The sequence below is a fragment of the Actinomadura viridis genome (assembly GCF_015751755.1).
GTDB lineage: Bacteria > Actinomycetota > Actinomycetes > Streptosporangiales > Streptosporangiaceae > Spirillospora > Spirillospora viridis.
This window is the reverse complement of the sequence record NZ_JADOUA010000001.1, coordinates 2,555,694-2,577,917: the sequence shown is the minus strand read 5'-3', so window position 1 is coordinate 2,577,917 and position 22,224 is coordinate 2,555,694. Positions and strand designations below refer to the sequence as shown.

Below are 22,224 nucleotides of genomic sequence, written 5' to 3'. Positions count from 1 at the left end.
ACTTCTCCCGCCGCGGGCGGGTAGGGCACGGGGATGGCCGTTGACGAGACCGCGGCGGACCGGCTGGCGGAGTACCGGGGCAAACGTGCCCCGGAGCGGACTCCCGAGCCGGTCCCGCCCGGCGGGGCGCCGCAGCCGGGCGGCGGTGACACCTTCGTGATCCAGGAGCACCACGCCCGCAGCCTGCACTGGGACCTGCGGCTGGAACGGGACGGCGTGCTGGTGTCCTGGGCCGTGCCCAAGGGCGTCCCCGCCGACCCCAGGACCGACCACCTGGCCGTCCACACCGAGGACCATCCCCTGGAGTACGCCGCGTTCGAGGGCGAGATCCCCGAGGGCGAGTACGGCGCGGGGCGGATGACGATCTGGGACCGCGGCACCTACGAGACCGAGAAGTGGTCCGGCTCGGAGGTGAAGGTGGTCCTGCACGGGTCCCGGGTGTCGGGACGGTACGTGCTGTTCCGGACCGGGGGCCGCAACTGGATGATCCACCGCATGGACCCGCCCGCCGACCCCGACGCCGAGCCACTTCCCGAACGGCTGCGTCCCATGTTCGCCGAGGAGCGCGCACGCCTCCCCCGCGATCGCGAGGCCTACGGGTTCGAGTTCGCCTGGGGCGGCCGGAGGCTGCTGGCGTACGTCGAGGGCGGCCGGACCCGCTTCACCGACGGCGCGGGCCGCGACGCCGGGGGCCCGGCGGGGCTGGGGTCCCGGCTCGGGCGGGCGCTGGGGTCCCGGCCCGCCGTCCTGGACGGCGAGGTGGCCGAGGTGGAGGGACGGGAGACCTACCTGCTCGCCGACCTGCTGTACCTGGACGGACGCTCGCTGCTGGACGTCCCGTACCGGCGGCGGCGCGAGCTGCTGGACGGACTGGAGCTGAACGGGGCGCGCTGGCAGACCTCGCCCTGGTATCCGGGCGAGGCCGGTGCCGTGCGGGAGGCGGCGCGGGAACAGGGGCTGCCGGGGATCCTCGCCAAGCGGCTGGACTCGCCGTACGAGCCGGGGGAACGGTCCGGCGCCTGGCGTCACCTGCCCGTCTGAGCGCCGGTGCCCGCCGCGTCCCCGGCGCGGGCCGGCGCGTGCGAGCCCAGCGGGATGACCAGGGGCGCGCCGGTCACCGGGTCCTCGATCACCCGTGCGGGGAGCCCGAAGACCTCCTCCAGGAGTTCCTCGGTCAGGACCTCGGCCGGTTCGCCCTGGGCGACGACCGCGCCGTCGCGCATCGCCACGAGCCGCCGGGCGTAGCGGGCCGCGAGGTTGAGGTCGTGCAGGACCATGACGACGGTGCGTCCGTCCTCGGCGTGCAGCCGCCGCACCAGCTCCAGCACCTCCACCTGGTGGGCCAGGTCGAGGTAGGTGGTCGGCTCGTCCAGCAGCAGGAGACCGGTGTCCTGGGCCAGGGCCATCGAGATCCACACCCGCTGGCGCTGGCCGCCCGACAGCTCCTCCAGCGGCCGGCCGGCGTACTCCAGCATGTCGGTCCTGGCCAGCGCCGCGTTCACGATCTCCTCGTCGCCGGCCGACCACTGGCGGTACCACGCCTGGTGGGGGTGCCGGCCGCGCGCCACCAGGTCGGCGACGGTGAGGCCCTCGGGGGCCTGCGGGGCCTGGGGCAGCACCGCCATCCGCCGGGCCACCTCCCGGGGCGGCAGCCGGGCGATGTCGGCGCCGTCCAGGACGACCTGGCCGCCGCGGGGGCGCAGCAGCCGGCCCAGGCCGCGCAGCAGGGTGGACTTGCCGCAGCCGTTGGGGCCGATGATCGCGGTGATGCCCGCGCCGGTGAGGTCGAGCGACAGGCCGTCCACGATCAGCCGGTCGCCGTACCCGAGCCGCAGCCCGCGCGCCTCCAGGGACGGGGGCGCGGCCGGGGCCGGTTCCGGTGAGGGGGTCACAGGGTCGCCTTTCGCCGGGATCGTACGAGCAGGTAGAGCAGGAGGGGCGCGCCGAGCACCGCGGTGACGACGCCGACGGGCAGTTCCACGGCGCCGAACGCGGTGCGGGCGATCACGTCGGCGCCGACGGTCAGCGCGGCCCCGGTGACCGTCGAGCCCACCAGCGGGGGCTGCCCGGTGCCGGCGAGGCGCAGCGCGATCTGCGGGGCGGCCAGGGCGACGAACTCGATCGGCCCGGCCGCGGCGGTGGCGATGGAGGCGAGGACGATGGCCGCCAGGATCAGCAGGGAACGGTCCAGGTTCACGCGCAGCCCCAGGCCCCGGGCCGGTTCGTCGCCCAGCCGCAGCGTGCCGAGCGCGAACGCGCCGATGAGGACGAGCGGCACCAGCACCGCCAGCGCCAGCGCGACCGGGCGGACGTGCTCCCAGCCGCGGGCGTTCAGGCTGCCGGTGATCCAGGCCATGGCCCGGCCTGCGTCGTTGACGTCGCCCAGGGCCAGCAGCCACCACTTGACATTGGCGGCGACCCCGGCGAACCCGATGCCGACCAGCACCAGCCGGTAGCCGTCCAGCCCCTGCCGCCAGGCCAGCAGGTAGACCAGCACGCCGCCGGCCAGCCCGCCGGCCAGGGCCGCGAACGGGATGCCGACGGAGGCCAGCGCGCCGCCCGCTCCCCCGGCGGCGCTGCCGGTGGCGACGGTGATCGCGGCCACCACCACGCTGGCCGCCTGGCTGATGCCCAGGGTGTCCGGGCTGGCCAGCGGGTTCCGGGTGATCGACTGGGTGAGCGCGCCGGCCAGGCCGAACGCGGCGCCGACGAGCGCCCCGGTGAGCACGCGCGGCAGCCGCAGCTCCATCACCACGAACCTGTGCTCCGGATCGCCGAGCAGCGCGCGGACGACGTCGCCGACCCCGATCGGGAAGTCGCCGCGCCCGATGTCGACCGCCATCAGCAGGGCCAGGACGGCGAGCCCGGCGGGCACCACCAGCACGGCGCGCGGCCGTACCCGGAACGACACCCGGCCCGCCCGCAGCGCGCGCGGCCCGCCCGTCCCGCCCGCCTTCCCCGCGGTCTCCGCGGTCTCCGCGGCCGGCGCGGTCCTCGCCGCCGGGGCGCTCACAGCCGCACCGGCTTCCGGCGCCGGACCAGCGCGATGAAGAACGGCCCGCCGATCAGCGCGAGCATGATGCCCACCTCCACCTCGCCGGGGCGGGCCACCAGCCGCCCGGTCACGTCCGCGGCCAGCAGCAGCGCCGCGCCCAGGAGCCCGGAGAACGGCAGCAGCCAGCGATGGTCGGGGCCGGAGAGCGCGCGGGCCAGGTGCGGGACGATCAGGCCGAGGAACGCCAGCGCCCCGCAGGCGGCCACGGCCGCCCCGGTGAGCAGGGTGATCGCGGTGATGCCGACGGCACGGGCGAGCCGGATCCGGTGCCCCAGCGAGCGGGCCACGTCCTCGCCGAGCGCCAGGGCGTTCAGGGCGGGCGCGTTCACCATCGCCAGGACCAGCCCGGCCAGCACGAACGGCAGCAGCGCGGGCAGCACGCCGGCGTCGCGGCCCGCCAGCGCCCCGGCCTGCCAGAAGCGGTAGGTGTCCATGGCCTGCTGGTCGATGAGCACCAGCCCGGCCACCAGGCCGTGCAGGAACGCGGTCACCGCGGCGCCCGCGAGGGCGAGGGTGAGCGGTGTGGCCCCGCCCCGGCCGGCGCCGCCGAGCGCGAAGACCAGGACGCTGGCCAGCAGCGCCCCGGCGAACCCGAACCAGATGTAGGTGCGCACGCCGGTGACCCCGAGCGTGAAGATGCTCAGCACCATCGCGAACGCCGCGCCCTGGGTGACGCCGAGCAGCCCCGGGTCGGCCAGCGGGTTGCGGGTGTGGCCCTGGGTCAGCGCCCCGGCGACGCCGAGCGCGGTCCCGGCCAGCAGGCCGAACGCGGTGCGCGGCAGGCGCAGGGAGCGGACGACGATGTCGTCCTCGGTGCCGGACGGGGAGACGATCGCTCCCCAGACGGCGCCGGCCGGGACGTGGCGGGCGCCGATGACGAGGCTGGCCAGTGCCGCCAGCGCGGTGAGCAGGACCAGCCCGAGCAGCACCGCCGCGCGGTGCCGCCGCGCGGCGTCCAGCACGCTCCCGGCGGAGGGGAGGGCGCCCGGCCGGGCCGCCCCCGTCACCACACCATCACCGCTCGCTCACCGGGGCCCCTCTTTCCTCCGCAGATCAGAGTGTGATTAGGTAAGCCTCGCCTAATCCAGGCAAGGCTTACCTAACTGAGAAGGAATCCTAGATGAGGATGTCGCCGCTCCGGCGCGCGGCCACCGGGATCGCCGCCGTCGCACTGTCCGCCCTCGGCCTGACGGCCTGCGGTTCCTCCGGCGCCGACGAGGGCGGGACCCCGCTGCGCACCGTCCAGCACGCGATGGGCACCACCAAGATCTTCAAGGAGCCGAAGCGGATCGTCGCGCTCGACATGGCGTTCGTGGACGCCGCGATCAGCCTCGACGCCGACGTGTACGGCTACACGACGTACCGGTCGATCAGCGAGAAGCTCCCCGACTACCTGGGCGAGGCCGGGCGCGAGCACGGGTCGCGGGCGCAGACCGTGGGCACGCTCGCCGAGCCCAGCCTGGAGAAGATCAGCGCGCTCAAGCCCGACCTGATCCTGTCGGCCAAGGTCCGGCACGAGGCGCTGTACGGCAAGCTCTCCCAGATCGCCCCGACCGTCTTCAGCGAGACCACCGGTGGCATCTGGAAGGAGACGCTGCGGCTGACCGGGCGCGCCCTGGGCAGGGAGCAGCTCGCCGAGCAGCGGCTCAAGGAGTACGGGACCCGCGCCGGCACCATCGGCTCGGAGATCAAGAAGAAGAACGACGGCGCGCTCCCGACCGTCTCGGTGGTGCGCTTCACCGACGAGCCGACCGTCCGCCTCTACACCGAGTCCAGCTACTCCGGGATCGTCCTCAAGGACGTGGGCTTCCCCCGCCCGCAGGGCCAGCCCACCAGCGAGGAGATCGCGGTGGACCTGAGCGAGGAGCGGATCAAGGACATGGACGCCGATCAGATCTACATCGCCACCTATCCCGATGAGGCGGGCAAGTCCACGCAGGTCCAGACCAAGTTCAAGAACAACCCGCTGTGGGGGCGCCTGAAGGGCGAGAAGCACGAGGTGCGGGACCTGATCTGGATGAGCGCGGTCGGGCTGCAGGGCGCCCACACCCTGCTGGACGACCTGGCGAAGTTCTACGAGGTCGACCCGGCACGGGCGGCATGACGGCCCTGGCGAGCACCGCGGGCGGCGAGCGCACCGCCCCGGCCACCGGACCGGTGGCCGGGGCGGCCCACCCTCTCACCGCCTTGCTGCGCGAGGCGGACGCCGCGTACCCGCTGGGCGTGCTCCCCGGCCTGCACGCCGGCACCGCGACCGGTCCCGAGGACGAGCCCGAGGACGAGCCCGAGGACGAGCCCGCGACCGGTGCCGGGGGCGGTTTCCTGCCCGCCACCGACCCGCGCCTGTGGGAGACGCTCGTCACCGGCACCGCGAACCGCTACGACGCGCCCCCGCACGTCGCCGCCGCGCTCGCCTGGAAGGCGTACGCGTACTGGGTCTCGCTCCCGGTCACCCTGGGCTGGACCCTCAACCGGCGCGTCCCGCTGATGTCCGCGCGCGACACCGTGGTCCGCCCGCTGGACGAGGCCCCCTTCGTGGTCGTGGGACTGCGCGAGGCGCGGCTGGCGGTCACCGCCGGCGATCCCTGCGCCGGCGCTCCCGGCACCGTCACCGTCCCGGACGAGGCGGCCCTGCTCGCCCTGGTCCGCGGCGTCCTGGTCCGCGACCATCTGGCGCCCCTGATCGGCGAGCTGCGCGCGCGGACCCGGACCGGGGAGCGCGGGCTCTGGGGCTCGGTGGCCGAGTCGCTCGCCGCCCCGCTCTACGGGCACGGTTCGGCGCTGCCCGGCGCCGCCGGGGCCGTCCGGGACCTGCTGGACGGGCTCGGCCCGCCCGTCGCCGGCCTGGTCGAGCCGTCCGGCGAGCCGCCGGGAGTGCGGCGCCGCACCTGCTGCCTGTGGGCGTCGCTGCCGGACCGGTCCCCGTGCCCGTCCTGCTGCCTGATCCGCCGGTCCTAGCGGTCCGGTGGCCTCCGGCGGCCATCTCCCGCCCGCCGGGAACCAGATCGGCCCGTACCTAATCCAATGGGACGAAAGGCGCCATCGGCGCGCCGCCCCCGAGAAGTGATCTTCGGGGGTTAGAGTCCCGCGAGGAGGACGATCGGGATTGGCCGGCCGTGCCGGATCGGTGCCGGAACCACAAGTGGATAGCAGGGAGAACCGCACATGATGGGGCAGACGCACGCCCTCAGTGGCGCGCTGGTGTGGCTGGGGGCCGTCCCCCTTCTCAGCCAGGAGCGGTTGCTCGGTGAGCACGCGATCTCCCTGACCCCGCACCAGCTGATCGCGGGCGCGGTGGTCTGCGCGGGCGCGGCCCTGCTGCCCGACATCGACCACCACAACGGCCGCATCGCCAACACCTACGGCCCCATCACCAAGCACCTGTGCAAGTGGGTCGGCAAGATCTCCGGCGGGCACCGGCAGGCCACCCACTCCATCTTCTTCGCCGCGCTCATGGGCGTGACGATGGACCTCCTGGCCACCCACTTCGTGTACGGCTGGTGGGTCGCGCTGTTCGTCATCGTCGGGTTCGGCCTGCGCGGCATCGGCCTGGACTTCGAGGGCAAGGAGCCGCAGTCGGCGATCGCGGACTGCCTGGTCGCGCTGTTCGCCGTCTACCTGATGCACGACCTGGACATGAGCTTCGTCGGGTTCGCGGTGTTCCTGGGCTGCATGGCGCACGTGGTGGGCGACTGCCTGACACCGCGCGGCTGCCCGGTCTTCTGGCCCATGAAGTGGCGCGTCATCGTCCCGGTGATCCCGAAGACCGATGGCAAGGTCGAGCGGTGGGTGATCACCCCGCTGCTCACCGTGGGCGTCGCGATCCTGACCATCCGCTCGGTCCTGGGCGACATCGCCGCCGACTGGCTCACCCGCGGGTAGAACGCAGTTCCGGGCCGTACAGGTCCCGGAACAGGGAGCAGCCCACCCGGGCCCAGTCCGTTCTCGCCGGGTTGTACATCCCTATGACGCGCACGCCCGTGACCCCGGGGATGGCCTCCGCCGTGCACGCCACCTGGGCCAGGGCCAGCCGCGACCAGCGGCCCCTGACCGCGGTCACGGCCCCGCTCTCATCCCTCGTCACGGCTATCCCGCCTATCGCGAAATCCACGTAGAGCTCGTCCTCCCGCCCCTCCGTCACCTGCGCCGGGGACCATGCGTTCGCCGCCCGGACCTCGATCGATCCGGGGAGCACGGCCGTGGTCATGCTGCGGCGGCGTTCCGCCGCCGTGATGGGCACGCCGAGCTGCGTGACTGCGTGGTACGGGTGGCCCGGAAGCCCGGGGCGCACGGACGGCACCAGTTCGCCGTCTCTCAGCAGGTACACCGTCACCGGGCCGGTGCGGGCGGCGGGGACGGGCACGCTCCCCGCGCCGACGATCCCGGTGGGCCGGACCCCGCAGCCGGAGGCCCCGATGACCGCGGTGACCGCCAGCATCGCCGTCAGGAGACCGGCGCACGGCCTCGCACGCCTCTCCATCACGCCCCTTGTCCTCTTGCCCCGCCCGCTCACGCCTCCTCCTCCCGTTCCCCCGCGTCCGGCAGCCACAGGGTGAACGACGCGCCCCCGTCCGGGACGTTCGCCGCCTCCAGCGTGCCGCCGTGCAGCAGGGCGTTCTCCCGCGCGATCGACAGGCCGAGGCCGCTGCCGTCGCTGCGGGTCCGCGCCGCCTCCGCCTTGACGAACCGGTCGAAGACCGCCGTCATGAGGCCCTCGGGAATCCCCGGCCCCCGGTCGGTGACGGTGAGCACGAGGCCGGGACGGCCCGCGCGCCGGTCGGGGCCGTAGCGCACGGTCACCGGCGGCCGTCCGTGCCGCAGCGCGTTGCCCGCCAGGTTGGCCACGATGACGTCGAACCTGCGCGGGTCCAGCCGCGCCATCAGGTCGCCCGGACCGTCCAGCTCCACGCGGTCCCGGAGGCCGCGGGCCGACAACGAGGCCGCGACGGTCTCCCCCACCGCGACGTCGTCCAGGACGAGGGACGCCGCGCCCGCGTCGAAGCGGCTGATCTCGACCAGGTGCTCCACCAGCCGCGCCAGCCGCCGGGTCTCCTCGACGACGAGCCTGGACGCGGTGCCGTGCGCCCCCTCGGCGGGCTCCTCGGCCAGCACGTCGGTGACGGCGATCATGGCGGTGAGCGGGGTGCGCAGCTCGTGCGAGACGTCGGCCACGAACCTGCGGGACGCGGCCTCCATGGTGCGCAGCTCGGTCACGGTGCGCTCCAGGGCCTCGGCCGTCCGGTTGAAGGTCCGGGCGAGATCGGCCAGCTCGTCCCGGCCGCGGACCGGCACCCGGGACTCCAGCCGTCCGGCGCCCAGGGCCCGGGCCGCGTGCCCGAGCCGCCGGACCGGGCGCAGCAGGCCCCGGGTGGCGACCAGGGCCGCCGCCAGCGCCGCCGCCAGCGCCGCGGCGTCGGCCGCCAGCACCGACCGGGTGAAGGAGCGCAGGTCGGCGGCCTCCCGTTCCAGGCTCACCGAGACCAGCAGCACCGGCGGCGTGGTGCGGGCGGGTTCGTCGGCCGTAGTCACATAGCCGGTCACGAACGCGCCGACCAGCAGGTACGGGCGGCCTCGGTGGGTGACGCGCTGGAAGACCATGCCGTGGGTCGCCCTGCGGGTGAACTCGTGGCCGGGCGTCACGTGCAGCCGGCCCGGGGGCGGCGGGGGGACGTCCCGGTCGAGGGGCAGCGGCACCGCGTACGCGCGGACCCGCCCGTCGGCGGAGCGCAGCGCCTGCTCCAGGTCCGCGGCGACCGTCAGGTTCGCGTCCGGCGGCAGCTGGGGCGGCACCAGCCGCCGCAGGGCCTCGCGGACGTCGGTCAGCACGGCCTCCTGCGTGCGCTCCAGCATCGCCCGGCGCACCAGGACGTAGGCGATGCCGGAGGCCAGGGCCGAGGCCAGCAGCGCCACCGCGGTGAAGGCGGCGACCATGCGCACGCGCAGCCCCGTGAACGGGCGCGGCCACCGGCCCGGTGCCCTCACGGCGCCGCGAAACGGTAACCGAAGCCGCGGACGGTCTCGATGAGGCGCGGTTCGGCCGGCTCGTCCTCGATCTTGGCCCGGACGCGCTGGACGCAGGCGTCCACCAGGCGCGAGTCGCCCGCGTGGGTGTGCTCCCAGACCGCCGCCAGCAGGTGCTGGCGGGTCATCGCGCGGCCCGGCCGGCGGGTCAGCTCCAGCAGCAGCCGCAGCTCGGTCGGGGTCAGCCGGATGTCGCGCCCGCGCCGGGTCACCTTCAGGGCGGCCCGGTCGATCACCAGGTCGCCGTGCACGGAACGGTCCGGGTGGGAGTTCTCGGCCCGGCGCAGCACGGCGCGGATGCGGGCGTCCAGCACCCGGGGCTCCACCGGTTTGACCACGTAGTCGTCCGCGCCCGCCTCCAGGCCGAGGACGACGTCCAGGTCGTCCCCGCGGGCGGTGAGCAGGATGACGGGCAGGGTGTCGTCCCGGCGGATCCGGCGGCACACCTCGATGCCGTCCAGGCCGGGCAGCATGACGTCCAGCACGGCGATCTCCGGGCGCCGGGCGCGCAGCGCCTCCAGGCCCTCCTCGCCGGTGGCCCGGGAGGTCACCCGGTGCCCCTGGCGGGAGAGCGCCATCTCCAGCGCGGCCCGCGCGGAGGGGTCGTCGTCGACGAAGAGGATGGTCGCCACCCGGTCATTATCGGGGCGCCGGCCGTCGACCGGCCGGAATGTCACAGGATCCGGACATCGCGCGGACATGATCACAACAGCCCGCCGCCACGGTGGGGCCCATGTCGCTCGTGATCTCTCCGCCCCGCCCCCGGCCGTCCCCGCCCGTACCGGGACGGGCCGTGCGGCCGGGGCGCCGCGGGGCCGCCCTGCCCTGGCTGCTCCTCACCGGGTGGGCGGCCCAGGCGGGCGTCCGCCTGTGGTTCGCCCGCGCCCGCACGGGCCCGGTCGCCGACCCGGACGAGTCCGGCTACCTCGCCGCCGCCCGGTGGCTCGCCGGCGGGCCCGGGGGCGACCTGTCCGGCCACACCTTCTACCAGCCCGGATACCCGCTGCTGCTGGCTCCGGCGCACTGGGCGGGCGGCGACCCGGCGGCCGTCTACACGCTGGTGATGATCGTCAACGCGCTGATCGGCGCGGCGCTGTTCCCCCTCGGGCACCTCGCGCTGCGCCGGCTCGGGCTGCCGGTGCGCGCCGCGCTGCCGCTGGCGTGGGCGGCGGCGCTGCTGCCGGCGACGACCTTCTTCGGCGCGTTCGCGCTGGCGGACGCGGTCCTGCCCGTGATCGTCCTCGGCTGGCTCCTGGCACTGGACCGCTGCGTGAGGCGCGGCGGGGCGCACGCGGCGGCCGGGGCGGGGCTCCTGGCGTCCTACGCCTACCTCGTGCACTCGCGCGGTTCGGTGCTGTTGTGCGTCCACGGCCTCACGATGCTCTACCTGGCGGCCCGCCCAGGCGCCGCCGCCGGGCGCCGTACGGGTACGGCGGGAGCGCGCATCGCGGCGCTGACCGGCCTCGCCGTGACGTGCGCGGGCTATTCGGTCGCGTCCCGGCTCAACTCCGCGGCGCGCGCGACGTTCTACCCGGACGGCGGCCGGGACCTGGCGGGCCTGCTCACCGGGCGCCTGACGACCCTGGACGGGCAGGCGTGGGCGCTGTCGGGAACGGCGGGACAGCTCTGGTACCTGGTCGTCGCGACCTGGGGGCTCGCGGGCGTCGGGCTGGTGGCCGTGGCGGCGGCCGCGTTCCGCCGCCGGACCCGGGCCGAGACGCGCGTCATGGCGGCCGTGCTCCTGGCGGTCACCCTCGGCATCGCCTACGCGTCGTCGGCCGCCCTTCCCGACGAGCATCGCGTGGGCAACTTCGCCTACGGCCGCTACCTGGCGTGCCTGGCGCTCGTCCACACCCTCGCCGGGCTCGCCGTCCTCACGCGGGCGGGCGTCCGGCGGGCCCTGCCGTACGTCCTGGGAGCCGCCGCCACGACCGCGGCGGCGGGGGCCTGGGTGAAGGTGTACGCGGGTGAACGGCTGCGCACGCACGCCCACATCGGCTTCGACTTCCCCGAGACGTCCTTCCTGACCGCCGACCGGACGGCGCTGCACCTGGGCACGGCCTCGTTCGCGGCACTGGGCCTGCTCGGCGGGCTCCTGCTGCTGCGCGCCCTGCGGCGGGCTCCCGTCCCGGCGGTGGCGGCGGGCCTGGTCGCGATCAACGTGGCCGCGCTGGCGTTCGCCTTGGGACCGGCTCCCGAACGGGTCACGCCGCCCGACCCCCTGCCCGCCGCGTCCCGGCACGGCGCGGTCGCCCTCGACCGGGCGCTGAACTGGCAGGTGAGGGTGAAGCTGCTCTTCCCGGTGGACTGGACGCGCATGGGCCGTATCGACGTCCGCCGCCAGGCGCCGGGGCCGGGGGTGTGCACCGTCGTCGTGGACCGGCCCGCGGGCACGCCCGTGGCGGCGACCTGGCCCGCCCGCCCCGCCGGCTGGCGGGCCCGCGAGGGCGCGGCATGGGACGCCCGCTGGGTCGCCTGGTACGACCCGGCCTGCCCGGGACCGCGCCTCAGAAGCGGGTGACCAGGGCGATGCGGTCGTGGTCGACCAGGAAGCCGTCGGAGACGAACGTCACCTCGCCGCCGTACTCCAGCACGGTCTCGATGATGTCGTCCACCACGTCGTCCACGACGCCGTCCCCCTTGAGGGAGCCGGCCGGGCCCTCGACCGGGACGGCCTCGCCCTCGCCCCTGACCGCCGGGGAGTAGTAGCCGCGCTCGACCACCAGGTGCTCGCCGCGCCCCTCCTCGACCAGGCGCATGACCTCCTGCAGGCCGCCGGCGTAGCGGTGCAGGCCGCGGGCGGCCTCCAGCTCGGCCAGGACCGCCACCTCCCGCAGGTCCTCGTACGCCTGCAGGACCGGACGCGCCAGCTCGGCCAAGGCGCCGGCCGAGGCGTTCTCGTAGCTGCCGTCGATACGGCCGGCCACGGTCACCTTCGGCCCGGCCAGCTCGTCGAAGAACGCCTGGTGCCGGGTGACGCCCGCGACGATCACGGGCCGCCGGTCGCGGGCCAGGACGGCGTCGAGGTCGGCCATGACGCCGCGCAGCAGCTGGCGGTGCCGCTCGTCGGCGTGCCCGCCCCACGGCGACTTGCGGCCGCCCTCGCTCACCTCGTCGAGCGGCTCGGGCACCACCGGGAAGCCGTGCCGGGTGACCTCGGTCAGCTCGCCGCCGCGCCCGTCCCACAGCCGGGTGTGGTGGTCGGAGAGCACCAGGAGCCAGTAGCGCCGGGTACGGGTGTGGGCGGCGACCAGGTCGCGGGTGGCGAAGCCGGAGTCGACGATGACGCGTTCGTCCACCGGCTGGTCGATCATGAACGCGTGCCGCTCGCCGCCCGGGGCCGCCAGCAGCACCAGGCCGTCGGCCCCCTGGCGCGGGTCGAGCTCGTCGGCCGCCCGTTCCAGGCCCCGGACCACCTCCTCCGCCGTGTCCGCGGCCACCCGGGAGTCCTCGCGCAGCCGGCGTCGCACTTCGGCGAGCAGGTTGCGCAGGCGGATGGGGTCCTCGCGGTTGGCGGGAGTGCGGCGGGAGGTCGGCATCACCACCGACACCGACGGGTAGGCACGCGGCTTGCGCAGTTCGGACAGGGTGACGGCGTCCATGATCCCCCGATCGGACGGACTGGTCTGCTGCCTCTTTTGTAACGAACCGGTGGTAAATCATGAGTAAGACGGGTTTGAGAATCGTGTCGCGGTCGCCCGATCCGGCCGTCAGCCGTCCCCCGCCGCCGGGGACGCCGGGGGCGCCGTGCGGCGCCCGGGGGCGGCGAGACCGTCGAGCATCACCGTGGCGAGGGGATCGTCGGCCCGGGCGCCGGGGCGGCACACCACCGCGTTGAGCACCCGGACGACCTCGGCGGGCGTGATGTCGCCGCGCAGGCTCCCCTCCTTCTGAGCCCGTTCCGCGAGGGACGAGATCATCGCGTCGGCCGCGCGCTCCTTCTCCGCCCGCGCGGCGGGGGCCGCGTTCTCCTCGAAGAACGCCTTGAACAGCGACAGCGGCTGCCCCGCACAATAGTCCACGAGCCGCAGGAAGGCGTCCCAGTGGGCGGTGTCCCCGGGCGCGGCCTCCGCCTCCCGGGCCAGCCCACCGGCGAACTCCAGCAGCCGGTCGAGCGTGTCGTCGGCGAGTTCCTCCAGCAGCGCCCGCCGGTCCGGGAAGTGCCGGTAGAGGGTGCCCACGCCCAGCCCGGCCTCCCTCGCGATCTCCTCCATCGACGCCGCCGGGCCGCGCTCGGCGAACAGCTGGAGCGCGGCGGCGACGATGCGCTCGCGGTTACGGCGCGCGTCGGCTCGCACGGCGGCGGCCCTCCTCGCGGGTCGGGAACGGCGACAACCGGAACCTCCGGTTCAGGTTAGTGTACGGTGGCCGAACGGAAACGGAATCTCCGCTTCATGTTAGCTTCCGGGAATCTTCAGGAGGAGCACCATGCGGATCGGACAGTGCGTCGTCGGCGCCGGCTCGACGCTGGAGGAGATCGTCGGCGAGGTGCGCGCCGCCGCGGCGGCCGGGCTGGACGGCGCGTTCCTGCCCCAGCTGGCGGGCTGGGACGCGATCATGGCGGCGGGCGCCGCCGGGCGCGAGGTGCCGGGGATCGAGGTCGGCACCGCGGTCGTGCCGACCTATCCCCGGCACCCGGTCACGATGGCGGAGCAGGCGCTGACCGCCCAGGCCGTCAGCGGCGGCCGTTTCACCCTGGGCATCGGGCCGAGCCACTCCCAGATCATCGAGGGCTCGTTCGGGATCCCCTACACCAGGCCGGCCGCGCACACCCGCGAGTACCTGTCGGTGCTGCGCCCCCTGCTGCGCGGCGAGGAGGTGGACCACCGGGGCGAGGCGCTCACCGCGGCGGGCCGCGTGGCCGTGCCCGGGATCGCTCCCCCGCCGGTCCTGCTCTCCGCGCTCGGCCCGAGGATGCTGCGGATCGCGGGCGAGCTGGCCGACGGGACGGTCACCACGTGGCTGGGCCCGGAGGGGATCGCCGGCCACATCGTCCCCCTGATCACCCGGGCCGCCGAGGAGGCCGGCCGCCCGGCGCCGCGGATCGTGGCGGGCGCCGTCGTCGCGCTCACCCACGACCCCGAGGCCGCCCGGCGGGAGGTCCTGGAACGGTTCGGGATCGCCGGCGACCTGCCGAGCTACCGCGCGGTGCTGGACCGCCAGGGCCTGTCGAACGTGCACGAGACGATCGTCGCGGGCGACGAGCGCGCCGTGACCGCGGAGGTCCGCAGGTTCGCCGAGGCCGGGGCGACCGACCTGCTGGTCACCCCGCTCGGCGACGCGGACGTACGGGCCCGCACGATCGAGCTGCTCGGCTCGCTGAGCGGCACGGTCTGATCCCGGTGCGGCGGGCGGCGGAGTGTCGGAGTGACACGGTTGGATGCGAGCATGGCGACAACCGTGCAGATCACCGTCGATTGCTCGGACCCCGGCAGGCTGGCCGGGTTCTGGGCGCTGGCCCTCGGCTACGTCCTCGACCCGCCGCCGCCCGGCTTCGGGTCCTGGCCGGAGGCCCTGGCCGCCCGCGGCATCCCGGAGTCGGAGTGGAACTCCGCGAGCGCGGTGAGCGACCCGGACGGCGCGGGCCCGCGGCTGTTCTTCCAGCGCGTCCCCGAGCCCAAGACCGCCAAGAACCGGCTGCACCTCGACCTGCGCGCCGGCGGGCCGCTCGACCGGCCCGCCGGGGAACGGCGCGCCGCGGTCAGGGCCGAGGCCGAGCGGCTGGCGGCGGCGGGCGCCACGATCGTCGAGGCCCGCGACGGGCAGTGGGGCGAGCACTGGATCGTCATGCTCGACCCCGAGGGCAACGAGTTCTGCGTCACCTGACCGCCCGCCCCGGCCCGGCCCCGGCCCCGGCCTCGGGCCGACTCGGGCCCGGCGCTCCCGGTCAGGCGAGGCGTTCGATGACCCGGCCGAACGCCTCCATGAACGGCCCGTGCACGGTGATGTAGGAGAAGCCGTACCGCTCGCGCCGCTCACGGAGCTGCTCGGCCATCTGCTCCTCGGTGCCGATCAGCAGGAACGGGCAGTCCAGGATCTCCTCCACGGAGAGGTTCGGTAGCGGCCCGGCGGCCAGCCCGGCCGCCGTGCCCCGCCGGTCGGGGGTGACCACCACCTGCTGCACCAGCAGGTTCAGCTCCAGGCCCGCGAAACGGTCCCCGGCCCGCTCCCGGACGAAACGGACCCGCTCGTCGGCCTGCTCGGCGGTGCCCAGCACGAACGTGCCCGGCGGCTCGCCCGCGGCCTGGTAGGCGCCCGCGATCCCGACGATGTCGGCCTCCCGGGCGGCGATCTCCAGCACGGTGTCGCCGGTGCCGCCGACCAGCAGCGGCGGGCCATGTCCGCCGAACCCCCGCCGCTGCACGGGCTTGAGCTCGGCCAGCCCGTAGTGCTCGCGCAGCGGGGCCTGCTCCGGGTAGCCGGGGCCGCCGAAGAGGGCGCGAAGCTCCTCGATGGCCGCCGCCAGCCGCCGCGACCGCGCGGTGAACGGCTCCCAGGCGATCCCGGCCGCGTCGAACTCCCACTTCATGTGCCCGGACCCCAGGCCGATCTCCACCCGCCCGCCGGTGAGCCGGTCGGCGGTGGCGATCTCCCGGGCCAGGAGGTGCGGGTTCCAGAACCCGATGTTGAGGACGAGGGTGCCGACCCGCAGCCGGGCGGTCGCCTCCGCCGCGGCCATCATGGTCGGGAACGGGGCGGGGCCGCCCAGGTGGTCGGGGACGAGCGCGGTGTCGTAACCGAGCGTCTCGGCCCGGCGGCAGACCTCCACGAAGTCCTCGCGGGAGCCGATGTCGAAGAAGTTGAACCCGAAACGGAAGGGTGTCATGAGGGAATGATGTACCCGGTCTCGTAGGCGAAGATCACCGCCTGGGTGCGGTCGCGGGCGTTCAGCTTGGCCAGGACGTTGCCGACGTGCGTCTTCACCGTCTGCGGGCTGACGAAGAGCTCGGCGGCGATCTCGGCGTTGGAGTGCCCCCGGGCCATCAGCCGCAGCACGTCCCCCTCCCGCTCGGTCAGCCGGCCGTGCCAGCGCGCCCTGGCGCCGCCGCCCGGACCGCCCGCGCGGTGCTCGGCGGCCAGGGCCCGGATCGCGGCCGGGAACAGCAGCGTGTCACCGTGCACCACCAGCCGGACGGCCTGCAGGATCTCCTCGGGCCGGGCCCGCTTGAGCAGGAACCCGTGCGCGCCGGCCTTGAGCGCGTCGTAGACGTACTCGTCGTTCTCGAACGTGGTGACCACGATGATCCGGGGCGGTTCGGGCACCGACTCCAGGATGCGCCGGGTGGCCTGGATGCCGTCCAGCCGGGGCATCCGCACGTCCATCAGGATGACGTCGGGACGCAGCCGGGACACCTGCCCGGGCACCTCCGCCCCGTCGCCGGCCTCGCCCACCACCTCCATGTCCGGCTCGGCGCCGATGATCGCCGCCAGCCCGGCCCGGATCAGCCGCTCGTCGTCCACCAGCAGCACGCGTACCGTCATGACGCCGGCCTCAGCGGCAGCGAGACCGCCAGGCGCCAGCGCCCGTCCCCGTCGGGGCCGGCGGTCATCCGGCCGCCCAGCACGGTGACGCGCTCCCGCACCCCGCCCAGCCCGCGCCCGCCGCCGTGATGGCCCGCGGGCCGGGCGCCCAGCGGATTGCTCATCTCCACCTCCAGTCGCTCGCCGCGCACCCCGACCCGGAGCCGTACCGGCACCCGGCCGGCGTGACGCAGCGCGTTGGTCAGTCCTTCCTGGACGATCCGGTACGCCTCGCGCGAGACCGCGGCGGGCACCCGCTCCAGATCGGGGTCCACGGCGACGTCCAGTTCGACGCCGGCGATCCGGGTCTGGTCCAGCAGCCGGTCCAGGTCCCTCAGGGTGAGCTGGGGCGCGGTGCGCGAGGAGTCCTCGCGGAGCAGCCCCAGCACGTGGTCGAGGTCCTCCAGGGCCGCCCGCGCCGACTCCTCGATCGCGCCGAGCGCCTCCCGGGCGAACTCCGGGTCGCGGTCCAGCACCCGGCCCGCCGCCGCGGCCTGCAGGGTGACCACGCTCAGCGCGTGGCCGACCGAGTCGTGCAGTTCGCGGGCCAGCCGGTTGCGTTCGGCCAGCCGCACGGCCCGCGCCTCCATCGCCGCCAGCCGCTCGGCCGCCGAGGGGCCGAGCAGCCGCGGCGCGAGCCGGGCCAGCAGCCCGCCGGCGGCGGCGATCAGCACCAGCACCGCGGCCAGCATCGCCAAGCCGAGGAACGGCGTCGTCCACGCGGGCCAGGGCTCGTCCAGGCCCCAGGCCCGCCAGAGCCGCTCGTTCCAGGAGGTCACGGGCGCCATGATCAGCACGGCGGCGAACGGCGGGACGGCCAGGCTCAGCCCGCTGACCACCACCCCCATGTGCAGGTGCAGGGCGAACCAGGCCCCGGTGCGCACCCTGCTCTCCCAGCCGCGTGCCTGGCCGGGCGGCAGGGACGCGATGGGACCGCCCAGCAGTTCCCTGGCCGCGGCGCCCTCCAGCAGCCGCACCGCCGGGACCAGGCCCGTGACGAACGCCGCGACCAGCGGCAGCACCAGCAGGATCAGGACGCCCTGGACGACCGGGCCTCCCCACGGGGTCGCCGTCACCATCAGCATGCCCAGGAACCAGTAGGGCATGAGGAGCGCGCCGCCCGCCACCAGGTAGGACCAGCGCCGCCACACGGCCCGGCCGATCAGCGGCCGGAGGCGGGGCGGGACGGGGGCACGGGCGGGGCGGGACACCCCTTGATCCTGGCAGAGCGGCGGACCGGCGGGCCTCCTCCGCGAGGACCCGTGCCCTCCCCCGTCCGGGGGAACCGGGCCGCCGGTCAGGACCCGCGGCTCCGCTCGTCGCGCTCGGCGAGCCTGGCCAGCCGGGCGTTGTAGGCGGCCAGCTCGTCGTCCTCGGCGACCGGCTCCCCGGCCCCGGCGGGCCGCCCGGCCCGCCGGCGCTCGGCGCGGTCGGCCTGCCGGTCCAGCCGCCGGGCCTGCCGCTGGTCGTCGAAGTACCACTGGAACGCCAGCGCGATCAGCACGATGAAGGTGGGGATCTCACCGAAGCCCCAGGCGATCGCGCCGCCGGTGTGCTGGTCGCTCAGCAGCGAGGCGCCCCAGGGCGGGTCCACCGCCGTGTACCAGCCGCGGGCCAGCGGCTGCCCGAGGTTCATCAGCGCGATGCCGAAGAACGCGTGGAACGGCATGGTGACGAACAGCAGCAGGATCCGGCCGGGGTAGGGCAGCCTGCGCGGCGCCGGGTCGACCCCGATCAGCACCCAGAAGAACAGCGAGCCCGCGAGCAGGAAGTGCGCCGACATCGCGATGTGCCCGAGGTGGTTGCGCATCGCGGCCTCGAACAGCGGCGTGAAGTACAGCACGAACGTCCCGGCCACGAAGATCACGGTGGCCACCGCCGGATGGGCGATGATCGCGACCGCGCGGCTGTGCAGGGCGGCCGTCAGCCACTCCCGGGGGCCGCGGTCGCCGCGGACCGCGGCCGGCTTGAGGGCGCGCAGCGCCAGCGTGACGGGCGCGCCCAGCACCAGCAGGATCGGCGTCAGCATGTTGAGCACCATGTGCTGCACCATGTGGACGCTGAACAGGATCGGCGAGTAGGTCGCGATCCCGGTCTGGGTGACGACCAGGATGGTGGCGAGGCCGAGGTACCAGGCGGCGGTGCGGCCGGGCGACCAGCGGTCGCCGCGCCGCCGCAGCCGGACCAGCCCGGCCAGGTAGAGCCCGCCGAGCGCCACCACCAGCGCGGCGAAGAAGAAGTCGAACTGCCCCAGCGCCGCCAGCCGCCCGGGGGTGATCGCCGGCGGCATGTCGTACCCGATGAGGGACTTGACCGCCGACTCCTCGGTGGCGGGCGCGGGCGGGGCGGTCCGGGCCAGCGCCACCGCCAGCCCGACGGTGGCCGCCATGATCGCGATCTCGACCGTGGCCAGCCGGGTGAACGCGCCGGGCCGGCGCTCGGCCAGGGCGGGCAGCGTCCGCTCGCGGTGCCACCAGCCGAACCAGCCCAGCAGGGCGAACGCGACGATCTTGCCCAGGGCCAGCCGCCCGTAGTTCGTGCTCAGCAGCTCGGCCGGGTCGGGCAGCCGGGCGATCACGTTGACCAGCCCGCTGGCGCCCACGATCACGTAGCACCACAGCGCCATCCGGCTGAACCGCGCGGACATCACCTCCAGCCGGTCCCGCCGCGCCAGCGCGTGCGCGCCGACGGCGGCCAGGCCCCCGACCCACGGCGCCACCGCCAGGACGTGCAGCGCCACGCCGGTGACGGCGACCGAGTGGTTGGCGGCCGAGGCGGAGTGGCCGGTCAGCGGCGGCGGCAGCAGCGCGATGCCCGACAGGACCAGCAGCCCGAACGTCGCGGCGGGCGTGGTGGTCGTCCGGGCCAGCAGGGCGACGACGACGGCCAGCAGGACCACCAGCATCAGCGCGGTGCCCTGCGATATCTGGCCGGCGTAGCTGCTCAGCTTGCTGTCGACGATGACCTGGCTCACCGGCTGGCCGAGAACGTCGGCGATGGTGAAGACGAGCGTGGCCGCGGCGGCGGCGGCCCAGGCGGCGGCCGTCCAGGACGCGGCGCGCGCGTACCCGATCGCGTCCGCGCCCAGGCGCGGGCCGGCCGTCCGGCCGCCCGCGGACTTCCCGGATCCCGTGCCGCCGCCCTCCAGGGGCAGCAGCGCGGCGGCGGCGATCAGCGCGCCCACCGTCACCGCGGCGGCGAGGTTCATCGCCGTGCGCGACAGGGGCAGGCCCCAGCGGGTGACGGTGCCCGCGTCGCTCAGCCCGGGGATGACCTGCTCGGCGGCGGCTCCGCCGAGCACGAGCCCGGCCGCCAGGCCGGCAACGGCCGCGGCCACGGCGATCGCCGCGACGCGCAGGACGTCCGGGCCGCCGCCGCGCGAGACGGCCGCGCCCGGCGGCTTCTCGCCGGCGCTCGTCCTAGCCACGGTCGCCCCGTCCGGGGTCGCGCCGTCCGGGGTCGCGCCGTCCGGAGCCGCGGGGTGCCGGGCCGCCGGACCCGCCCCCGTCGGGGTACTTGCGCTTGGCGCGGAACACGATCAGCATCCCGATCCCGATCCCCACCGCCGAGCCCACGATGATCATGACCCAGGCGGGGAAGCCGGAGCGCTCCGCGGCGGGCTCCGCGACCGGCCGGGCGTGAGCCGACGCAACCTGCGCGGCCTGCGCGGCCTGCGCGGCGGGCGCGGCCTGCGCGGCGGGCGCCGCTGCGGTGTCATGGCCGGGGGCACCGGCCACCGGCCGGGCGTGAGCCGGCGCGGGAGCCGCCGAGACGGCGCCGAAGACCGCGCCGAAGACCAGGACCAGCGCGGCGAGGGGACCGAGGCGGCGCGTCCACGGCCCGGAGGTGAGGGTTTTCATCGGTCTCTACCCTACTGAGCCCTTCCGGTGCCGGACGCCCCCCTCGCCCTCACCGTTCCGGCCCCCTCCCGGGCCCGTGCCGCCGCGGGTCACAGGGTGGTCAGCACATGCGCCCTGCCGTGGGCGAGGAACTCCTCGCGCAAGGCGTCCGCCCCCTCCGCGGTCAGCGGCTCGTAGGCGAGGGCGCGGCCCGGACGCCACCAGACCGGCCCGGACGCGCCCGGTTCCCAGCGGGCGCGGCGCAGGGGGCGCTTGTCCACCTTGCCGGTCGCGGTCAGCGGTGTCGCCGCCACGACCCGGACGAACCGCGGCGCCCACTTGGTGCCCAGGTCGGGCCGCCCGGCCAGGAACCGGGCGAAGGCAGTGGGGTCGAACGGCCCGCGCAGTTCCAGCGCCGCCATCACCTGGTCGCCGGTACGCGGATCGGGCACGGGATACACCGCGCACATGACCACCGGGGGCCACTGGGCCAGGATGCGCTCGACCGGGGCGGCGGCGAAGTTCTCGCTGTCCACGCGGAGCCGGTCGGCGCCGCGTCCGGCGAAGTAGAAGAAGCCCCGCGCGTCGCGGTAGGCGAGGTCCCCGCTCCAGTAGCGTCCGCCGCGCACCCGTTCGGCGTCCGCCTCCGGGTTGTTGTAGTAGCCCTCGAACGCGTCCGCGACGTTGAGCCCGACGAGCTCGCCGATGGCCTCGCCCGGGTTGAGCAGGCCGCCGTCCGGGCCGAACCGGGCGCGCTCGCACTCGGTCCCGGTCTCCGGATCGAGGACGGCCACCTCCATGCCCGGCTGGGGCAGCCCGAGCGCGTCCGGCGGGGTCTCGGGGGTCTTGCGCAGGGCGATCGCGCCCTCGCTCGACCCGTACCCCTCGATGATCCGGCACCCGAAACGGGCGGCGAACCCGGCCATGTCCTGGGCGGACGCCTCGGTGCCGAACGCGGCCTGGAGCGTGTTGCGGGCGTCGTCGGGCCGCTCGGGCGTGGCCAGGATGTAGGCCAGCGCCCGCCCCACGTAGTTGAAGTAGGTGACGCCGTAGCGGCGCACGTCGGGCAGGAAACCGGACGCGGAGAACCGGCGGCGCAGCGCCACCGTGGCTCCGGCGTGCACCGCCATCGCCAGGTTCGCCATGAGGGCGTTGCCGTGGAAGAGGGGCATCGCGACATAGGTGACCGAGTCCCGGGTGATGCCCATGTCCGCGGAGCGCTCCGCGATCGCCGCGAGCCTGCCCTGGCCGCAGGCGACCGCCTTGGGCGCGCCGGTCGAGCCGGAGGTGAACAGCAGCAGGAGCCGGTCGCGCGCGTCCGCCTCCACCGGCTCGGCCGGACCGGGGAGGGCCGCGGCGTACTCCGGGGTGCCGGTCCGCAGGACGCGCTCGTCCGGCACCCCGGTGTCGAGCCCGTCCAGCAGCCCGGCGTGGGCGTCGTCGGTGACGATCAGGTCGCAGTCGGTGTGCCGGACGTCGGCGGCCAGCTCCGCCCCGCGCCGGGTCGGGTTGATGCCGACGAGCGTGGCCCCGCCCAGTGCCGCGGCCCCGATCCAGAAGACGTACTCCGGGACGTTCTCCAGGAGGACGCCGACGTGCCGGGGCCGGCCGGGCGGCGGCGGGCCGAGGGCGGCGAGGAGCCCGGCGCGCCGCCGGGCCTCCAGGACGACCTCGGCCCAGGTGCGGGTCTCGTCCTCGAACAGCAGCCCGGGCCGTTCGTCGCCGGCCCGTTCCAGCAACAGCTTCGCGAAGGTGCCGTACGCCACCCCGCGAGCGTGTCACCCAAGC

21 protein-coding genes are annotated in these 22,224 nt (G+C 75.4%); 7 read left to right on the top strand and 14 right to left on the bottom strand.

Annotated features, from left to right (window positions below):
- Positions 1 to 33 precede the first annotated feature (33 nt).
- Positions 34 to 1,041, top strand: a complete 1,008-nt coding sequence (locus IW256_RS11510) for a DNA polymerase ligase N-terminal domain-containing protein (protein WP_197010943.1) — start codon at positions 34 to 36, stop codon at positions 1,039 to 1,041.
- On the opposite strand, the gene IW256_RS11505 is transcribed toward IW256_RS11510, so the two are convergent.
- From IW256_RS11505 to IW256_RS11495, 3 genes are read right to left on the bottom strand one after another with little or no spacing between them, the layout of a single operon-like run.
- Positions 1,026 to 1,892 carry an ABC transporter ATP-binding protein gene (locus IW256_RS11505; protein ID WP_197010942.1) on the bottom strand — a complete coding sequence of 289 codons (867 nt, stop codon included), beginning with the start codon at positions 1,890 to 1,892 and terminating at the stop codon, positions 1,026 to 1,028. The genes IW256_RS11510 and IW256_RS11505 overlap by 16 nt on opposite strands.
- The gene (locus tag IW256_RS11500) at positions 1,889 to 3,013 is read right to left on the bottom strand and encodes a FecCD family ABC transporter permease (protein WP_307828847.1); all 1,125 of its coding nucleotides are present in this window, start codon (positions 3,011 to 3,013) and stop codon (positions 1,889 to 1,891) included. Before IW256_RS11500 ends, IW256_RS11505 begins: the two co-directional genes overlap by 4 nt.
- On the bottom strand, positions 3,010 to 4,065 hold the full coding sequence (locus tag IW256_RS11495) for a FecCD family ABC transporter permease (RefSeq protein WP_307828846.1): 1,056 nt from the start codon (positions 4,063 to 4,065) through the stop codon (positions 3,010 to 3,012). Before IW256_RS11495 ends, IW256_RS11500 begins: the two co-directional genes overlap by 4 nt.
- 110 nt (positions 4,066 to 4,175) lie before the next feature.
- Here IW256_RS11495 and IW256_RS11490 point away from each other — a divergent pair, with 110 nt between their 5' ends.
- From IW256_RS11490 to IW256_RS11480, 3 genes are all read left to right on the top strand, one after another.
- Positions 4,176 to 5,159 carry an ABC transporter substrate-binding protein gene (locus IW256_RS11490; RefSeq protein WP_197010941.1) on the top strand — a complete coding sequence of 328 codons (984 nt, stop codon included), beginning with the start codon at positions 4,176 to 4,178 and terminating at the stop codon, positions 5,157 to 5,159.
- Positions 5,156 to 6,013 carry an IucA/IucC family C-terminal-domain containing protein gene (locus tag IW256_RS11485; RefSeq protein ID WP_197010940.1) on the top strand — a complete coding sequence of 286 codons (858 nt, stop codon included), beginning with the start codon at positions 5,156 to 5,158 and terminating at the stop codon, positions 6,011 to 6,013. Before IW256_RS11490 ends, IW256_RS11485 begins: the two co-directional genes overlap by 4 nt.
- A gap of 207 nt (positions 6,014 to 6,220) precedes the next feature.
- Positions 6,221 to 6,937 carry a metal-dependent hydrolase gene (locus tag IW256_RS11480; RefSeq protein WP_197010939.1) on the top strand — a complete coding sequence of 239 codons (717 nt, stop codon included), beginning with the start codon at positions 6,221 to 6,223 and terminating at the stop codon, positions 6,935 to 6,937.
- Here the strand turns inward: IW256_RS11480 and IW256_RS11475 are convergent.
- The 3 genes from IW256_RS11475 to IW256_RS11465 all read right to left on the bottom strand — a co-directional run bounded on the left by IW256_RS11475 (position 6,924) and on the right by IW256_RS11465 (position 9,708).
- On the bottom strand, positions 6,924 to 7,493 hold the full coding sequence (locus IW256_RS11475) for a hypothetical protein (RefSeq protein ID WP_197010938.1): 570 nt from the start codon (positions 7,491 to 7,493) through the stop codon (positions 6,924 to 6,926). The genes IW256_RS11480 and IW256_RS11475 overlap by 14 nt on opposite strands.
- Before the next feature lie 71 nt (positions 7,494 to 7,564).
- A complete protein-coding gene (locus IW256_RS11470) occupies positions 7,565 to 8,986 on the bottom strand; it encodes a sensor histidine kinase (RefSeq protein ID WP_197016252.1) in 1,422 nt (473 codons plus the stop codon).
- A 47-nt stretch (positions 8,987 to 9,033) separates the two neighbouring features.
- On the bottom strand, positions 9,034 to 9,708 hold the full coding sequence (locus IW256_RS11465; RefSeq protein WP_197010937.1) for a response regulator transcription factor: 675 nt from the start codon (positions 9,706 to 9,708) through the stop codon (positions 9,034 to 9,036).
- A 101-nt stretch (positions 9,709 to 9,809) separates the two neighbouring features.
- Here IW256_RS11465 and IW256_RS11460 point away from each other — a divergent pair, with 101 nt between their 5' ends.
- Positions 9,810 to 11,597 (top strand): hypothetical protein, encoded by a 1,788-nt coding sequence (locus tag IW256_RS11460; RefSeq protein ID WP_197010936.1) that lies wholly within the window; start codon positions 9,810 to 9,812, stop codon positions 11,595 to 11,597.
- Here the strand turns inward: IW256_RS11460 and IW256_RS11455 are convergent.
- Both IW256_RS11455 and IW256_RS11450 read right to left on the bottom strand, forming a co-directional pair.
- Positions 11,584 to 12,678, bottom strand: coding sequence for a baeRF3 domain-containing protein (locus tag IW256_RS11455; protein ID WP_197010935.1), 1,095 nt, complete (start codon positions 12,676 to 12,678; stop codon positions 11,584 to 11,586). The genes IW256_RS11460 and IW256_RS11455 overlap by 14 nt on opposite strands.
- Positions 12,679 to 12,786: 108 nt before the next feature.
- Positions 12,787 to 13,374, bottom strand: coding sequence for a TetR/AcrR family transcriptional regulator (locus IW256_RS11450; RefSeq protein WP_197010934.1), 588 nt, complete (start codon positions 13,372 to 13,374; stop codon positions 12,787 to 12,789).
- A 130-nt stretch (positions 13,375 to 13,504) separates the two neighbouring features.
- Between IW256_RS11450 and IW256_RS11445 the strand changes: the two genes are divergently transcribed.
- Positions 13,505 to 14,413, top strand: coding sequence for an LLM class F420-dependent oxidoreductase (locus IW256_RS11445; RefSeq protein ID WP_197010933.1), 909 nt, complete (start codon positions 13,505 to 13,507; stop codon positions 14,411 to 14,413).
- A gap of 51 nt (positions 14,414 to 14,464) precedes the next feature.
- Entirely contained in the window at positions 14,465 to 14,902 is a 438-nt protein-coding gene (locus IW256_RS11440; RefSeq protein ID WP_197010932.1) for a VOC family protein, read from the top strand.
- Between the two features lie 61 nt (positions 14,903 to 14,963).
- Here IW256_RS11440 and IW256_RS11435 read toward each other — a convergent pair whose 3' ends face one another.
- The 6 genes from IW256_RS11435 to IW256_RS11410 all read right to left on the bottom strand — a co-directional run bounded on the left by IW256_RS11435 (position 14,964) and on the right by IW256_RS11410 (position 22,202).
- Positions 14,964 to 15,902, bottom strand: coding sequence for a TIGR03621 family F420-dependent LLM class oxidoreductase (locus IW256_RS11435; protein ID WP_197010931.1), 939 nt, complete (start codon positions 15,900 to 15,902; stop codon positions 14,964 to 14,966).
- Positions 15,899 to 16,558: a response regulator transcription factor gene (locus IW256_RS11430; RefSeq protein WP_197010930.1), complete on the bottom strand. Its 660-nt coding sequence runs from the start codon at positions 16,556 to 16,558 to the stop codon at positions 15,899 to 15,901. Before IW256_RS11430 ends, IW256_RS11435 begins: the two co-directional genes overlap by 4 nt.
- A complete protein-coding gene (locus IW256_RS11425) occupies positions 16,555 to 17,808 on the bottom strand; it encodes a sensor histidine kinase (RefSeq protein WP_307828845.1) in 1,254 nt (417 codons plus the stop codon). The genes IW256_RS11430 and IW256_RS11425 overlap by 4 nt, the downstream gene beginning before the upstream one ends.
- An 86-nt stretch (positions 17,809 to 17,894) precedes the next feature.
- Entirely contained in the window at positions 17,895 to 20,024 is a 2,130-nt protein-coding gene (locus IW256_RS11420) for a bifunctional copper resistance protein CopD/cytochrome c oxidase assembly protein (RefSeq protein WP_197010929.1), read from the bottom strand.
- Positions 20,017 to 20,457, bottom strand: a complete 441-nt coding sequence (locus IW256_RS11415; protein WP_197010928.1) for a hypothetical protein — start codon at positions 20,455 to 20,457, stop codon at positions 20,017 to 20,019. Before IW256_RS11415 ends, IW256_RS11420 begins: the two co-directional genes overlap by 8 nt.
- Positions 20,458 to 20,546: 89 nt before the next feature.
- Complete coding sequence (locus IW256_RS11410; protein WP_197010927.1) at positions 20,547 to 22,202, bottom strand: AMP-binding protein; 1,656 nt, start codon at positions 22,200 to 22,202, stop codon at positions 20,547 to 20,549.
- Between the last annotated feature and the right edge of the window lie 22 nt (positions 22,203 to 22,224).

Bases quoted from the DNA above. Each gene is read 5' to 3' on its own strand.
- IW256_RS11510 (WP_197010943.1), top strand. From the start codon at position 34: ATGGCCGTTGACGAGACCGCGGCGGACCGGCTGGCGGAGTACCGGGGC.
- IW256_RS11475 (WP_197010938.1), bottom strand. From the start codon at position 7,493: ATGCTGGCGGTCACCGCGGTCATCGGGGCCTCCGGCTGCGGGGTCCGG.
- IW256_RS11490 (WP_197010941.1), top strand. From the start codon at position 4,176: ATGAGGATGTCGCCGCTCCGGCGCGCGGCCACCGGGATCGCCGCCGTC.
- IW256_RS11440 (WP_197010932.1), top strand. From the start codon at position 14,465: ATGGCGACAACCGTGCAGATCACCGTCGATTGCTCGGACCCCGGCAGG.
- IW256_RS11435 (WP_197010931.1), bottom strand. From the start codon at position 15,902: ATGACACCCTTCCGTTTCGGGTTCAACTTCTTCGACATCGGCTCCCGC.
- IW256_RS11415 (WP_197010928.1), bottom strand. From the start codon at position 20,457: ATGAAAACCCTCACCTCCGGGCCGTGGACGCGCCGCCTCGGTCCCCTC.
- IW256_RS11430 (WP_197010930.1), bottom strand. From the start codon at position 16,558: ATGACGGTACGCGTGCTGCTGGTGGACGACGAGCGGCTGATCCGGGCC.
- IW256_RS11445 (WP_197010933.1), top strand. From the start codon at position 13,505: ATGCGGATCGGACAGTGCGTCGTCGGCGCCGGCTCGACGCTGGAGGAG.
- IW256_RS11485 (WP_197010940.1), top strand. From the start codon at position 5,156: ATGACGGCCCTGGCGAGCACCGCGGGCGGCGAGCGCACCGCCCCGGCC.
- IW256_RS11460 (WP_197010936.1), top strand. From the start codon at position 9,810: ATGTCGCTCGTGATCTCTCCGCCCCGCCCCCGGCCGTCCCCGCCCGTA.
- IW256_RS11470 (WP_197016252.1), bottom strand. From the start codon at position 8,986: ATGGTCGCCGCCTTCACCGCGGTGGCGCTGCTGGCCTCGGCCCTGGCC.
- IW256_RS11455 (WP_197010935.1), bottom strand. From the start codon at position 12,678: ATGGACGCCGTCACCCTGTCCGAACTGCGCAAGCCGCGTGCCTACCCG.
- IW256_RS11480 (WP_197010939.1), top strand. From the start codon at position 6,221: ATGATGGGGCAGACGCACGCCCTCAGTGGCGCGCTGGTGTGGCTGGGG.